The organism is Microbacterium sp. H1-D42, from assembly GCF_022637555.1.
Taxonomy (GTDB): Bacteria; Actinomycetota; Actinomycetes; order Actinomycetales; family Microbacteriaceae; genus Microbacterium.
Genome location: NZ_CP093342.1, coordinates 2,748,148 through 2,762,834 on the forward strand (window position 1 = coordinate 2,748,148; position 14,687 = coordinate 2,762,834).

13 protein-coding genes are annotated in these 14,687 nt (G+C 66.1%); 1 reads left to right on the plus strand and 12 read right to left on the minus strand.

Translation table 11 applies throughout. From position 1 onward, the window contains the following. Nucleotides 1-4: 4 nt before the first annotated feature. The 11 genes from MNR00_RS13090 to coaA form a co-directional block, all read right to left on the minus strand. A complete protein-coding gene (locus tag MNR00_RS13090; protein ID WP_241926356.1) occupies nt 5-496 on the minus strand; it encodes an SRPBCC family protein in 492 nt (163 codons plus the stop codon). Beyond that, nucleotides 493-885 carry a metalloregulator ArsR/SmtB family transcription factor gene (locus MNR00_RS13095; protein ID WP_241926357.1) on the minus strand — a complete coding sequence of 131 codons (393 nt, stop codon included), beginning with the start codon at nt 883-885 and terminating at the stop codon, nt 493-495. The genes MNR00_RS13090 and MNR00_RS13095 overlap by 4 nt, the downstream gene beginning before the upstream one ends. Before the next feature lie 43 nt (nt 886-928). Then, complete coding sequence (locus MNR00_RS13100) at nt 929-1,765, minus strand: ATP-binding cassette domain-containing protein (RefSeq protein ID WP_241926358.1); 837 nt, start codon at nt 1,763-1,765, stop codon at nt 929-931. Then, nucleotides 1,762-2,643, minus strand: coding sequence for an ABC transporter ATP-binding protein (locus tag MNR00_RS13105; protein ID WP_241926359.1), 882 nt, complete (start codon nt 2,641-2,643; stop codon nt 1,762-1,764). Before MNR00_RS13105 ends, MNR00_RS13100 begins: the two co-directional genes overlap by 4 nt. Further along, nucleotides 2,640-3,701, minus strand: a complete 1,062-nt coding sequence (locus tag MNR00_RS13110) for an ABC transporter permease (RefSeq protein ID WP_241926360.1) — start codon at nt 3,699-3,701, stop codon at nt 2,640-2,642. The genes MNR00_RS13105 and MNR00_RS13110 overlap by 4 nt, the downstream gene beginning before the upstream one ends. Continuing rightward, complete coding sequence (locus tag MNR00_RS13115) at nt 3,694-4,689, minus strand: ABC transporter permease (RefSeq protein WP_241926361.1); 996 nt, start codon at nt 4,687-4,689, stop codon at nt 3,694-3,696. The genes MNR00_RS13110 and MNR00_RS13115 overlap by 8 nt, the downstream gene beginning before the upstream one ends. Nucleotides 4,690-4,737: 48 nt before the next feature. Next, nucleotides 4,738-6,432 (minus strand): ABC transporter substrate-binding protein, encoded by a 1,695-nt coding sequence (locus MNR00_RS13120; protein ID WP_241926362.1) that lies wholly within the window; start codon nt 6,430-6,432, stop codon nt 4,738-4,740. A gap of 268 nt (nt 6,433-6,700) precedes the next feature. Beyond that, a complete protein-coding gene (locus MNR00_RS13125; RefSeq protein ID WP_241928852.1) occupies nt 6,701-7,840 on the minus strand; it encodes an ROK family transcriptional regulator in 1,140 nt (379 codons plus the stop codon). A 262-nt stretch (nt 7,841-8,102) separates the two neighbouring features. Continuing rightward, a complete protein-coding gene (gene glmS, locus MNR00_RS13130) occupies nt 8,103-9,950 on the minus strand; it encodes a glutamine--fructose-6-phosphate transaminase (isomerizing) (RefSeq protein WP_241926363.1) in 1,848 nt (615 codons plus the stop codon). A gap of 137 nt (nt 9,951-10,087) precedes the next feature. After that, a complete protein-coding gene (locus MNR00_RS13135; protein ID WP_241926364.1) occupies nt 10,088-10,891 on the minus strand; it encodes a hypothetical protein in 804 nt (267 codons plus the stop codon). 116 nt (nt 10,892-11,007) lie between these two features. Beyond that, nucleotides 11,008-11,952 carry a type I pantothenate kinase gene (coaA, locus tag MNR00_RS13140; RefSeq protein WP_241926365.1) on the minus strand — a complete coding sequence of 315 codons (945 nt, stop codon included), beginning with the start codon at nt 11,950-11,952 and terminating at the stop codon, nt 11,008-11,010. An 85-nt stretch (nt 11,953-12,037) separates the two neighbouring features. Here coaA and MNR00_RS13145 point away from each other — a divergent pair, with 85 nt between their 5' ends. Further along, nucleotides 12,038-13,048 (plus strand): LCP family protein, encoded by a 1,011-nt coding sequence (locus MNR00_RS13145; protein WP_241926366.1) that lies wholly within the window; start codon nt 12,038-12,040, stop codon nt 13,046-13,048. Nucleotides 13,049-13,356: 308 nt separating this feature from the next. Here MNR00_RS13145 and MNR00_RS13150 read toward each other — a convergent pair whose 3' ends face one another. Beyond that, a complete protein-coding gene (locus tag MNR00_RS13150) occupies nt 13,357-14,499 on the minus strand; it encodes a histidine kinase (RefSeq protein ID WP_241926367.1) in 1,143 nt (380 codons plus the stop codon). Nucleotides 14,500-14,687: the final 188 nt, after the last annotated feature.

A 14,687-nucleotide genomic window follows, 5' to 3' on the forward strand; every position in this document is an offset into this window, starting at 1 on the left:
GCAGTCAGATAGACCCGAACCGGGACTCGTACTCGGGTGAGAGCGCGGCGAAGCGGGCATCCCAGTCGGGCAGGAACGACTCGCCCGCCACGTGCGCGGCGAGGCGCTCGAGGTACGTCTGCCAGCCGGCACCGTAGAAGATCGAGCGGATGCCCGTGTGCACCAGCAGCATCCGCGTGCCGCCCTCGACTTCTTCCAGGGTCACGGTGAGCTCGGTGGGCTCCTCTTCGATCGCGTGCCAGGTGGACGTGAACGAGAGAGGAGCGTCGCACGCGGTGATGGTGCCGGTCGCCCAGGACGGTTCGTCGTCCTGGGCCGCGACCGCCCAGGTGCCGCCGAGGCGCAGATCGCCCGTGAGGTCGACCATCCAGCGTGCCAGGCGCTCGGCTGTGGTGATCGCCTGCCACAGGTCGTCGATGTCGGTCACGTAGACATCGTCGTAGACCAGCCGGAAGCCGGATGGATGCCTCTCGATGATCGGACTGGTGATGCTCATGATGCGTTCCTCTCCGTGTCGCCTTCAGAGCGAGTGCCGATGGCGGACTCGTCCACGACTCCCTTCGCCGCAGCGCGCTGGCCGCGCGCGATCTCGGTGTGCAGAGCATCGAGGCGCTGCCCGAGCGGATCGGTCAGTTCTGCGAGCGCGCGAGCGGCAGCATCCACCCCCGACGAATCGAGCGCGTACAGGCGACGGGTCCCCTCGGCGCGCACGGTGGCGAAGCCGTTCTCACGCAGCACCCTGAGATGCTGCGACACCGCGGGCTGAGAGATGCCGAATTCTGTGCGGACGACATCGGTCAGCAGCCCCGCGGGCTGCTCCCCCAGCGCGAGCAGCCCGACGAGTCGCCGCCGCACGGCGTCTGCCAGCACCTCGAACTCATGCACAATCGCACTATATAAGTCCCCACTTATTTAGCGCAAGAGGTCCTCAGATCGATGCGGCGAGTTCGCGGCGCACCTCATCGCGCAGACGGCCCAGGTTCTCGGGCTCTGGGGCGGCGTTCAAGAGCCGCTTGGTGTACTCGTGCTGCGGGTTCAGGATGACCTCGTCGCTCGGCCCTCGCTCGACGACGTCACCGTGGTAGAGCACCATGATCTCGTCGCTGAAGTGCCGCGCGGTGGCGAGGTCGTGCGTGATGTAGAGCACGCCGAGGTCGTCCTCGCGCTGCAGATCGGCCAGCAGGTTCAGCACGCCGAGGCGGATCGACACGTCGAGCATCGACACCGGCTCGTCGGCGACGATGAACCGCGCGCTCGGCGCGAGCGCCCTGGCGATCGCCACCCGCTGGCGCTGCCCGCCGGAGAGCTCATGTGGACGCCGGTCGATGTAGCTCTCCTCCGGCGTCAGCCGCACCCGCTCGAGCAGCTCGATCACGCGCGCCCGCACCTGCGGGCCCTTCAGCTCGGGGTGGTGGATGCGCAGCGGGCGCGCCAGGTGGTGCCCGATCGAGTGGTACGGGTTCAGCGAGGCGAACGGGTCCTGAAAGACCATCTGCACCTCGGAGCGGTACCGCGAGATCTCTCGGCCGCCGTTGCCGGTCGGATGCCCGTTCAGCAGGATCTGGCCGGAAGTCGGGGTCTCGAGCTTCATCAGCATCCGAGCGATGGTCGACTTGCCCGACCCAGACTCGCCGACCAGGGCGATGGTCTTGCCCGCCTCGATCGTGAACGACACGTCGTTCACGGCGTGCAGCTGGCGGGTCTTGAACCCCGACCGCAGCGTGAAGGTCTTGTTGAGGTCACGGGCCTCGAGAGTGGCGGTCATCGCACCTGCTCCTGACTGGGTCGGCTGCCGTGACGCACGAAGTCGCCACGCTCACCGCGAAGGCTGGGGAAGCTGGAGAGCAGCTTCTTGGTGTACTCGTGCTGCGGGGTGCGGTAGATCTGCTCTGCCGTGCCCTGCTCGACGATCTGCCCCTGCAGCATCACCGCGATGCGGTCGCTGATCTCGATCAGCATCGGCAGGTCGTGGGTGATGAAGATCACGGCGAAGCCGAGCTTCTCGCGCAGGCGCATGATCTCGCGGATGATGTCGCGCTGCACGACCACGTCGAGCGCCGTGGTGGGCTCATCCATGATCATGACCTGCGGGTCGAGGGCGAGTGCCATGGCGATCATCATCCGCTGGCGCATGCCGCCGGAGAGCTCATGAGGGAAGCTGGTGAGGCGATTCGGGTCGACCCCGACCAGCGTCAGCAGCTCTTCCGCGCGACGCTTCTTCTCGGCGCGTGAGGTGCCGGGACGATGCGTGTCGAAGATGTCGTAGATCTGCGCCTTGACGCTGATCACCGGGTTGAGCGAGTTCATCGCACCCTGGAACACCATCGAGACCTTGTCCCAGCGGAACGCACGCAGCTGCTCCGGCCCGAGCGAGACCACGTCGATGTCGTCGCCGCCGCGATCGTGGAACGTGATCTCGCCGGCATCCATCAGCGCCGGCGGCTTCAGCAGCCGGTTGAGACCATAGGCCAGAGTGGTCTTGCCGCAGCCGGACTCGCCGGCCAGCCCCAGGATCTCGCCGCGGTGCAGGGTGAGCGACACATTGCGCACCGCCTTCACCGGCGGGTCGACCTCGTACTCGATGGAGACGTTGCGGGCGGTGAGCACAGGTTCGAGCTGAGCCTCGAGCGCAGTGGCGGTCATGCCGACGCTCCCATCTTCGCTGCGGCCTTCGCCGCAGCGCTCTTCGCGGCGGCCTTGCGCACACTGCGGGCGGCCTGCGGCGCGTTGCGCAGCTTCGGGTTGATGACCTCGTCGATGGCGAAGTTGATCAGGGCGAGACCGGCGCCGAGCGTGGCGATCAGCACCCCAGGCGGGATGAACCACCACCACGCGCCGCGACTGAGCGCCTGACCGGACTGCGCGTCATTGAGGATCGTTCCCCATGTGATCGACGAGTTCGGCCCGAGCCCCAGATAAGACAGCCCCGCCTCGTTGAGGATCGCGAAGATGATCGCGAACAGGAACTGCGCGGTCAGCAGCGGCAGCAGGTTGGGCATCAGTTCGACGAGGATCGTGCGCCAGGACCTCTCACCGGCAACCTTCGCGGCATACACGTAGTCGCGCGAGCGCAGCGAGCGGGCCTGCAGACGCAGCACGTAGGCGGCACCTGCCCATGAGGTGATGCCGAGGATCACCGCGACCAGCTGCCAGCTGCGGTTCGAGACGAACGAGGCGATGACCATGATCAGCGGCAGCCCGGGGATGACGATCATGACGTTGGTGACCAGCGCCAGCGTGTCCTCGCGCCAGCCGCCGAGGTACCCGGCCAGCACGCCGAAGAACAGCGACAGCAGAATCGCGATGCCGCCGGCGGTCACACCGACCAGCAGCGAGCCGCGGGCCCCTGTGGCCAGCTGCGAGAACATGTCGTTGCCGAGCTTGGTGGTGCCGAGCAGATGGTCGGCCGACGGCGGCTGCAGCGCGTCGTTTCCGGTGAAGTACGGGTCCTGCGCGAAGAGCGGCACGAGGATCGCGAAGAGAGCGATCCCTGTGACCAGCACGACGCCGGTGATGAACTTGGCAGAGCGCAGCGGGGAGCCGCTGCGGGCGCGACGGGTGCGGGAGGTCGCGACGGCGGTCGTGCTGGACGGCCCGGTCGTCGGTGCGTCGACGGCGCTCTCGCGGGTCGCCGAGGTGTCGGAATCGGATGCTGCCGACGCGGCGCTCTGGCTTTCGGACACGATCTTGGTATCAGACATTCTGGCGAGCCCTCGGGTCGACGAACCCGTACACCAGGTCCATGAAGAAGTTGGCGCCGAGCACGGCGATCGTGATGACGAGGAACAGCCCCTGCATCAGGGCGTAGTCGTTCATGGTCACGGCCTGGAACATCAGTTTGCCGAGACCCGGGTAGGTGAACACCTGCTCCATCACGATCGAGCCGGCCACGATGAACCCCAGCGTGATCGAGAAACCAGCGATCGACGGGATGGCGGCGTTGCGTGCGGCGTAGGTGGTCATCACCCGGCGCGGATGCAGGCCCTTGGCCTCTGCGGTGAGGACGTAGTCCTCGGCGAGGGTGGAGACCATCATGTTGCGCATGCCGAACAGCCAGCCGCCGACCGAGCTGATCACGATGGTGATCGCCGGCAGGAGCGCGTGATAGACAGCATCCGAGAGGAAGGCCCACGACATCTCTGGGCCGTACGGGTACTCGAAGACGTCGTACCCTCCGAATATCGGGAACCAGCCGAGCGTCACCGAGAAGACGAACACCAGCAGCAGCGCCAGCCAGAAGTACGGGATCGACTGCAACACGGTGGTGGCGGGGATGATGTGGTCGACCCAGGTGCCGCGCTTCCATCCCGTCCAGGCGCCGAGCACGACGCCGAGGATGAACGAGATGACGGTCGCCGTGCCCACCAGGATCAGCGTCCACGGCAGCGCCTCGGCGATGAGCTCGGAGACGGGCTTGGGAAAGTCCGTGACCGAGATGCCGAGGTCGCCGCGGAACATCTGGCCCCAGTACTGGAAGTACTGCTGCCAGAGGGGGATGTCCTCGCCGCCGAGCAGCATGCGGATGTTGCGGATCGTGGTCTCGGAGACCTCACCGCCTGCGCGCTGCATCTTGGCGATCATGATGTCTGCCGGGTTCCCAGGCATGAGCCGGGGAAGCAGGAAGTTGAGGGAGATCGCGGCCCACAGCGTGAACGCGTAGAACCCGATCCTTCGTGCGTAGAACTTCATTTGCCTTTACTTCCTGCGTCCCCGACTCGACATCGATCAGTGCGAGCGTTACTTCGCCGGCTCGAGCTGCGTCAGGACGTACCCGGCAGAGATGGAACCCCACGACGGCGGGAAGGCGTAGAGGTCGTCCTCGGTCGGCCAGCCCGTGAAGTCCTTCGAGTTGTAGAAGGTCTGGGTCGCGTTGATCACCAGCGGGATGTAGGGCACGTCGTTCACGATGTGCTCCTGGATGCTGCCGTAGATCTCCTTCTTCTCGGCCTCATCGTTGGTGCTGATGGCCTGCTGGATGGCAGCGTCGACCTCGGGGTTGTTGTAGCGGCTGAAGTTCCAGCGTCCGGGGGGAACCTCTTCGCCGACCTTGGAGGTCGATGCGACAGCGGTGCCGCCGAACCAGTCGCGGTAGATCTGGAACGGGTCGGCGACCGAGGTGCCGATGACACCGCCCATGATCAGCTCGAACTGCCCGCTCTGACGGGCATCCGAGAATTCCTGCCACTGCACGGTCGAGACGTTGAGCTTGATGCCGGCGGCCTTCGCCTGCTCGCCGATCAGCTTGGCGGCGTCGTTGTAGTCGGTCCAGCCGTCCACCGAGGTGAGGCTCAGCTCGAGGACCTTGCCGTCCTTGGCGTAGTAGCCGTCGGAGCCCTTGGCGTAGCCGGCCGCCTCGAGGATCTCGCCGGCGGCAGCCGCGTCGGCCTTCTGCGGGCTGAGCTTGTTCGCGGAGTCCGCCACCCACTTCTCGTCACGAGGGATGAGCGCGAACGTCGGCGAGATCTCGCCGGTCAGGCCGACGAACGCCTTGTCGTTGATCGTGCCGCGGTCGACAGCGACGTTCAGCGCCTGGCGCACTGCCACGTCGGTCTGTGCGCCGACGCAGCCCAGGTCTGCGTTCGAGCAGGTGTACAGCACCGTCGGGTCCTGCGGGGTGTTGACCCACTCGATCTTGCCGTTGCCGGTGACCGAATCGGGGTTCGGGATGAACATGCCGGCCCAGTCGAGCTTGCCCGCGGCGAGCAGGTCCTGTGCCGTCTGGTTGTTGTCGACGCCGATGTACTGCACGCTCTTCACGCCGAGCTCGTCCGCGTCGCGGAAGTACTTGTTGGCGACGAGCGTGTACGACTCGCTGGTGGTCGCGTCGACCACGTAGGCACCGGATCCGACCGGCTCCTCATTGGCGAAGTTCGCGAAGTCGGTAATCTCGCCCCAGATGTGCTTGGGCAGGATGAGCGTCGAGCCGAGGCGCTGGAACTCGGTGGTGTACTGCGCGGCGCTGTAGGTCAGCACGACGGTGGTGTCGTCGGTCGCCTCGGCCGAGACGAGGCCGTTGGCCTCGGGGTTGTTCGGCTCGTAGGTGAACGTGAAGGCGACGTCCTCTGCGGTCAGGGGCTCGCCGTCGGACCACTTCAGGTCGCTCTTGAGCTTGACGGTGATGACGGTGCCGTCCTCGTTGTACTCGTACGAGTCGCCGAGCAGGCCGACGGGCTCGGTGTCGGCGGTCTTGTTGAAGAAGAACAGGGGCTCGTAGATCGGGCCCATGGCGCCGTGCAGGACGGTGGGTGCGAACGGGTTGTAGTTCGCGGTGATCGGGGTGGTGCTGCCTGCCCAGACGCGCAGCGGACGGTCGTTCTTCGACTCGCCCGAGTCGCCCGCGTCGGCGGTCGAGCACCCGGTCAGGGCGAGAGCGAGTACAGCTGCTCCCGCCGCGGTGGTCAACGCGATCTTGCGCGTCTTGTTGCGGATCATTTCGGTCTTTCCTCTCGGTGCTGCATTGCAGGAGGGGGTCCTCCACGCGGAGGCAAACCCCGGAGTGAGGTTTGTTAGGACAGCAACCTAACAAATAAACCTCAGGGGCGCCAAGCGGGCTTGAGTAACGATTGGGACTCGCCGATGGAAATCGCTGTGACCAGGTGGATTACTCGCTTCGGATGCCCAGTGCGGGCACAGCGAAGCGACCGCCGGATGCCGGGAAGCCCCGGCACGGCGAAGTCGGAAGTCTGCTACACCGCGCCCGCTACGAGATGCCCAGCTGCCCCGCGAGCACCATCACGGCGGCGCCGCGAAGCACGATGTCGGGCTGCTCGGTGCGGTGGATCGTGATGTCGCTGAAGACGCCGTCGAGGGTGCGCGCGTGCAGAGTGTCGACCGCCGCACGCAGGAAGATGTCATCGAGCAGGTCGGCAGGACCTGACAGCACGATGTCGGAGAGGTCGAGGGCCGCGACGATCGGGGCGATGCCGATGGCCATCCGGGCCCCGGCATCCCGCAGGATCTCGTCGCGCGCTTCGGGGCGCTCCTCGATCGCGGCGCTCAGGCGCCCGACGTTGAGCCAGGCCTCCAGGCATCCATCCCGCCCGCACACGCACCGAGGACCGCCGTCGGTGCCGACCACGACGTGCCCGATCTCCCCCGCCGCGAACCGGCTGCCGGTGAGCGGCTGCCCGCCGGTGATGAGGCCGGCGCCGACACCTCGGCCGACCTTGATGAGCATGAAATCGCTGCGGGCGCCGCCGAAGGTGTACTCGGCGAGTACGGCCGCGTTCGCGTCGTTGCCGACGATGACGGGCAGATCCAACTCGATGCTGGTTCGTGCCCGCAGCGGCAGACCCTGCCAGCCGAGGTTGGGCGAGCTGAGCACGGCGCCATCAGCACTGACGACGCCCTGGGTGCCGATGCCGACGCCGAGGATCGGCTTGTCGGATGCTGCGATCAGCCGCCTGGCGAGTTCGATCATGACCGCGAAGGTGGCGTCGCCGTCCTCCCCCGGCGGGCGCTCGACAGCGTCCCGCGTGACGACCTCGCCGTCGAGGTTCATCACCGCGCCCTCGAACCGGGTCGAGCCCGACATGTCGATGCCGATGATCTGGTGACCGTTGCGATCGATGTCGATGAGTGTGGCGGGCTTGCCTGGGCCTGAGGCCTCGCGGACGCCGATCTCCTTGACGATCTCGTCGGCGATGAGCTCGGCGACCAGGTCAGAGATCGTGACACGGGTCAGGCCGGTCTCACGGGCGAGGTCCGCGCGGCTGACCTGACCTGCGTGGTATAGCGTCTGCAGCACCAGCGAGCGGTTGTGCGCACGTGCGTACTCGGGCAGGAGTTTCGCGCGCGATCGCAGCTTTCTCGAGGGCCCGAAGGCTCCTGAGAACTGCACGCCGGCCTGCGCCGACCCCTGAGGTCCGTCCACGTTTCAAACACCTTTGTTAGTAAACTTTACGAACAAAGATAGTACAGGCTATCTGTGGGAAGACTACCGTGGCTTCGCCGACTCGGCCCCGCACGAGGTCGCGTCCCGGACTTGTCTGGGAACGGATGCAGGTCATCTGAACGCTTGCAGATGGATTTCGCGGTGCGGCGGTCCGCGTGTCGTGGAGTCCTGTCCTGCATCCGTTCCCGAAAAACGAAACGAGAGGAACTCACTCCACGGTGACGGACTTCGCCAGGTTCCTGGGCTGGTCGACGTCCAGGCCCTTGGCCGTGGCCAGCGCCATGGCAAAGATCTGCAGCGGCACGACGGCCAGCAGCGGCTCGAGCAGCGGCGAGGCGAGCGGAATGCGAATGACCTCGTCTGCATAGGGCAGCACGGCGGCATCCCCCTCCTCGGCGACGACGATCACACGGGCACCGCGCGCGCGGATCTCCTGGATGTTCGAGACGACCTTCGAGTGGATCAGCGCGGAGTGGCGCGGCGACGGCACCAGCACGAACACCGGCTGACCTGGTTCGATCAGCGCGATCGGGCCGTGCTTGAGCTCGCCGGCCGCGAAGCCCTCGGCGTGGATGTACGAGATCTCTTTGAGCTTGAGCGCACCCTCGAGTGCGATCGGGTAGCCCACGTGGCGGCCAAGGAACAAGACCGAGCGGGTGTCGGCCATCCAGCCGGCGAGCTGGGTGACGTGCTCGGTCTCCTCTGCCAGCACCTGAGACACCTTCGCCGGCAGCTCCTGCAGCTCGGCGACGACGTCAGAGGCCGAGGCGGGAAGAACCCCGCGCACGCGGCCCATGTGCAGGCCGAGCAGCAGCAGCGCGGTGATCTGCGCCGAGAATGCCTTGGTCGAGGCGACAGCGACCTCAGGGCCTGCGTGGGTGTAGACGACAGCATCCGACTCGCGGGGAATCGTCGCACCCTGCGTGTTGCACACAGACAGCGTGCGAGCGCCGCGCTCGCGCGCGTACTTGACCGCCATCAGCGTGTCCATGGTCTCGCCCGACTGGCTGATCGAGATGACCAGCGTGCCGTCGTCGATCACCGGGTCGCGGTAGCGGAACTCGTGCGCCAGCTCGACATCGACCGGCACGCGCGCCCACTGCTCGATCGCGTACTTGCCGACCATCGCGGCGTACGAGGCGGTACCGCAGGCGGTGATGATGATGCGTCGGATGCCCGTGAACAGCTCATCCAGTCCGTCGAGCTCTGGAATGACGACCTGGTCGTCCTGCACCCGCCCGCGGATCGTGTTGGCGACCGCCTCAGGCTGCTCGGCGACCTCCTTGGCCATGAACGACGGCCAGCCGCCCTTCTCAGCGGCGGCTGCGTCCCACGACACCTCGAACGGCTGCGCCTCGACGGTCACGCCGTCGAAGTCCGTCACCGTCACAGACGAAGGCGTGATCGAGACGATCTGGTCCTGACCGATCGCCAGCGCACTGCGGGTGTGCTCGACGAAGGCCGCGACGTCACTGCCGAGGAAGTTCTCACCGTCCCCCAGTCCGATCACCAGCGGCGAGTTGCGGCGGGCACCGACGACCAGGCCGGGCTGGCTCTCGTGCATGGCGAGCAGCGTGAACGCGCCCTCGAGGCGGTTCACGACCGAGCGGAAGGCCGTCGCCAGATCTCCGGATGCCCGGTACTCGCGCCCCAGCAGGGCCGCGGCGACCTCGGTGTCGGTCTCGCTCAGGAAGGTCGTGCCCTCGGCGGTCAGCTCATCGCGCAGGGCGGCGAAGTTCTCGATGATGCCGTTGTGGATGACCGCGAGCTTGCCGTCATCGGCGAGGTGCGGGTGCGCGTTCACGTCGGTGGGGCCGCCGTGAGTCGCCCAGCGGGTGTGGCCGATTCCGGTCGTGCCGTCGGGCATCGCAGCATCCGCCAGCGAGTCGCGCAGCACGGCCAGCTTGCCGGCCTTCTTGCGCATGTCGAGCACGCCGCCGTCATCGATGATGGCTATGCCTGCTGAGTCGTAGCCGCGGTACTCGAGGCGGGCGAGGCCCGCGAGAAGGATGTCCTGGCTGGGCCGCGGGCCCACGTATCCGACGATTCCACACATGGATTACAGCGTAAAGCGTGCTTTTTGCGAGGGATCCGAACGAAAACGGTGGCAGAAGAACGACCCCGCAGGAAAACGAAAGACGTCCACCGGCGGAGGGGGCCATACCGGTGGACGCCTGCTTCGCAGTGCGGTGATCAGCTGTCGATCGCCGCACCAAGCTGTGCCGGGGCCGGCACCTCGCCCGTGGCGTCGATCTTCACGCGACCGGACTCACGCGACAGCGACCGTGCCTTGGGCGATCCGCTGGCCGGCAGGCACGCGTCATAGCTGAGGTCGCCGATGCCGATGTGCTGGTTGGAGCTGCTGTCCTTGCCGGCGACGTAGCGCACCTTGATGACCGTCACGGGTCCTGGCCAGCTCACCGTCACGCGGCCGGCGCCTCCGGAGATGGGCGTGTCACCGTCGTTCTTCGGGCGGAACCGATCCGCCGACGTCCCACTGCCGATGATGTTCGTTCCGCGCTGAGAGGTGAAGCCGCCAGGTGAGACCTCGACAGTGTCATTCCAGCTGTCCTTATCGATGTCGTGGATGATGAACGACAGCCCTGTTAGCGGTTCGCTCAGCGTGATCGTGAGCTCGATCCAGTCGTCCTTCTTGACCTCACCCGACATCTGCATCTCGAGGTAGTTCCACTGCGGTGCGGTAGAGGTGCGCGCGACCTTTCCGGTGTCACCCCAGCCCGGACGGTGTTGGTTCCACCCGGACCCCGTCACACTGCGCTCGAACGCCAGGTTGGCCGTGACTCCGGACGGCTGGAACGTCAGTGCCTTCGGGCTTGAACCGACCGTCAGATCATCAAAGCTGGTGGTGTCCCTGCACGACGCCGCAGCGAGCGGAACCGTGGCTGCGACAGCGATCGCGGGTGCTGCCCAGGCCATGGCCTTGGTGACGGTGCGACGGCTGATTTCCTGATTCGAGGCGCGCTCGACGTCGTTCATCTGACTCCCCAGTCTGCGCGCGCACTGGGCTCTCCCACAGAGCCCTCGGGCACACACGCGATCTCGACGCTATCGGATTTCCGGGGTGTGCGGCAAGGCCGAAAATACGATGCGGCTCAGACCTTGCGCAATTGCACCGACTCGACAGCGTGGTCAGCGCCCTTGCGCAGCACCAGGGTCGCCCTGTGCTTGGTGGGCATGACGTTCTCGACGAGGTTCGGCATGTTGATCTCGTTCCAGTAGCCGAGTGCCGTCGTCACGGCCTCGTCGTCGGTGAGATGCGCGAACACGTTGAAGTAGGACGACGGGTTGCTGAATGCTCCCTTGCGCAGGGCGAGGAAGCGGTCGATGTACCAGCGCTCGATGTGCTCGGTGTCGGCGTCGACGAAGACCGAGAAGTCGAAGAAGTCGCTGACCGCAGCGTCGTTCGGGGCCGGCGGGGGCTGCAGCACGTTGAGCCCCTCGACGATGACGACGTCTGGCTGGCGCAGCACGACGTGCGCGTCTGGCACGATGTCGTATCGCATGTGAGAGTAGAACGGTGCGCGCACCTCAGCCGCGCCGCTCTTGACCTCGGTGAGGAATGACAGCAAGGCGCGGCGGTCGTACGACTCCGGAAAACCCTTGCGGTCCATCAGCCCGCGCCGCTCGAGCTCGGCGTTCGGATACAGGAACCCGTCAGTGGTGACCAGCTCGACGCGCGGCGTGCCGGGCCAACGACTCATCAGTTCACGCAACAGGCGGGCGATGGTCGATTTGCCGACCGCGACGGAACCCGCGACGGCGACGACGAAAGGCGTCGTCGTGTCGTCCTCCTGCAGGAACTCGCTGGTGGCGGCGCCCAGCCGGCGGGTCGAGCTGGCGTACAGGCTCAACAGTCGGCTGAGCGGCAGATAGACCTCGCGCACCTCGGTGAGATCGAGCCGGTCGCCGATGCCTCGGATCTCGACGACCTCGGTCTCGCTCAGAGGCTGATCGAGTCCTGCGGCGAGGCGCGCCCAATCGGCTCTGTCGATCGCACGGTACGGAGACAGCGGCAGGCTCGGGTCGACGGCGGTCACGCGTTACATCGTATCCGGCGGTCACGGACTGCCCCGAAATGAGCTGTCCAGCACTTCCACGGCCTCATCCCGCGATACTGATTCAATGACCACGAGCGACCCGATCTTCGACACCGAGCCTGCCCCGGCAAAGCGCCGCCGCCGCCGGTGGCCCTGGGTGATCGTGTTCGTGCTCGTCGGCATCCTGATCGCGATCGCTGCGGTCGCCGGTGCGTACCTGTTGCGACTGTCCGCCTCGTACGACAAGGCTGAGACGCTCCCCACGGCTGAGGTGTTCCCTACTGTCCGCCCTGCCGCGGTCAACCCCGAGGCCGTCAACATCCTGCTGCTCGGCTCCGACTCGCGCAGCGGCCTGGATGGCGAGCTCGACAGCATCCGAGGTCAGCGTGCCGACACCATGCTGCTCGTGCACATCCCCGCCGACCGCTCAGACGTGCAGGTCATCTCGTTCATGCGCGACAACTGGGTCGAGATCCCTGGCAAGGGTGAGCACAAGCTCAACGCCGCGCTCGCGTTCGGCGGCGTGCCCCTGCTGGTGCAGACGATCGAGGGCATCATCGACGTGCCGATCGATCACGTCGCGATCACCGACTTCGAAGGCTTCAAAGGTCTGACCGACGCGCTCGACGGAGTCTCGGTCGACAACGCGATCGCGTTCCAGTCGGAGGGCTTCTCGTATGAGAAGGGCGTGATCGACCTGCGTGGTGACGAGGCGCTGGCGTATGTGCGCGCGCGGTACCCGTTCAGCGACGGCGACTACCAGCGCGTGCGCAACCAGCAGGCGTTCATCAAGGGCGTGCTCGACAAGATGCTCAGCCGCGAGACGCTGACCGATCCCGGCCGCATCGCGGCGTCGGTCGACGCGATCTCGCCGTATCTGACGGTGGATGCCGGACTCGACGCCGCGACCGTCGCCCAGCTGGGCTTGAGCCTGCGCGAGGTCGGCCGCACCGACATCATCTTCCTCACCGCGCCGACGCTCGGCACCGGGATGATCGGCGACCAGTCGGTCGTGCTGCCCGACTGGGAGAAGCTCGGCGCGCTGTCGGAGGCGCTCAAGAACGACACCGTCGCTGAGTACGCCGCGGCCGGTTGACGCATCAGGTTCGCGCGGCGCAGGAGCCCAGCGCAGGTTCGCAGAACGCCGGCGCGCAGCACAGGCGCGAAGGTCGACGGATGCCAGCTCACGGCGCCTTTGTGCGCCGGCCGCATCCTGGCCGTTAACAGTATGATCGCGGGCGCAAGTAGATCAGAAGCCTAAGAAAGTGCGCCCGCGATCGTGGCGCTGGGGACGCCGTTACTGGGGAGCTTTAAAGATATCCGGGGCACTCGTGCCGGCGGTACGGTCAAAAGGTGAAACAGCACTGGACTTTCGTCTAGACATCTGTCGCGGCGGACGCCGACTCAGGTGACCGGCAGGCGCGCTGCTACTCGCCAGTGCTCGCCCTCCACGCCAGAGGCGAACTCCCCGTTGGCACCGATGACGCGCTCTGCCATGCGATTGAGGCCTGTTCCGCTGGACGACAGATTCCGGCGGGGAGTTGCGGCGAGTGGACTCAGCATAGTCAGCGCGACCGTGTCGTCGTCGGTGTCGACGCGGACGATGACGTCACCCGGTCCCGCGTATTTGAGGATGTTCGTGGTGGACTCGCGCACGATGCGGGCAAGCACGATCTCGGCGATGCGTGGAATCCGCTCGTCGGTGGAGGAGCCCTCCACGACCACGTTGTGTCCTGCCGCTTCGATCTCGGCGCTGGCTTCGGTGATGGCTGTGTCGAGGTCACCGGTCTGCACGGCAGTCGAGCGCGGCGCGTCGTCGGCGAGATCGATCACGAAACGCAGATCGGCCATCGCCTTGCGTGCCGCGATGCGAATCGCATCCTGCGACTCCTTGCTTACAGACGGGTCGTCGAGCATCTGCACGTGCAATGCCACCACGGTGAGGTGGTGGGCGATGCTGTCGTGCAGTTCGCCGGCGATCCATCGCCGCTCGGCGAGAACCGCCTGTCGCTCTTGTTCGGCGCTCTTGGCGAGCTGACGCTCCAGATTGTCGCCTCGGGCAGACGCAAGCCTCAGCGCGAATCCGATCGCACCTGCCACCGCAGCGAACAAGAGGTAGATACCAACGTTGACAGGGTCACCAGTGTCATCGAAGGCGACGATGGCCGTGGCGACGAGGAAGCCGGCGCCGTACAGCAGCACATGTGCCGTGCCGCCAAGGCGCATCACCATGCCTGCGGCGACGGCAGCCGCGAAGAGCACGACTGAGTCCTTGCCCGCGACGACGGAGACAGCGAAGACGAGTCCGAGGACGGCGGTGGCTGTGGCCGGCCACCACAGGTAGAGCACGAACACTGCAGTTGCGGTGACACTCAGCACGGATCCGGTGACGTCCGTTCCCGGTGTGAAAATCACGCCGAAAATGTCGAGCACCATCAGGACGACCAGGAACGCGAGCATGACGACACGCTCGAGCGTGGTCAGTCGCTCACCGCGAGTCAGCCGCAGGCGACCCGGATCGTCGCGTGTCAGCGGGCCAAAGGGCATGCCCCAAGTATCACCCACTGCGCGACAGTCTCAACGGATAGACTCAACGGATAGCACCAAAGAAGCGTGCGAGCTGTTCCCAGATGGACATTGGATTCACCTCCACAAGTGAACGTTTGTCTAAGTACGTGTTAATCCTCTCGGTATGGCCACGAGAGCACATCTGCCTCACGTCCACACTTGATTGC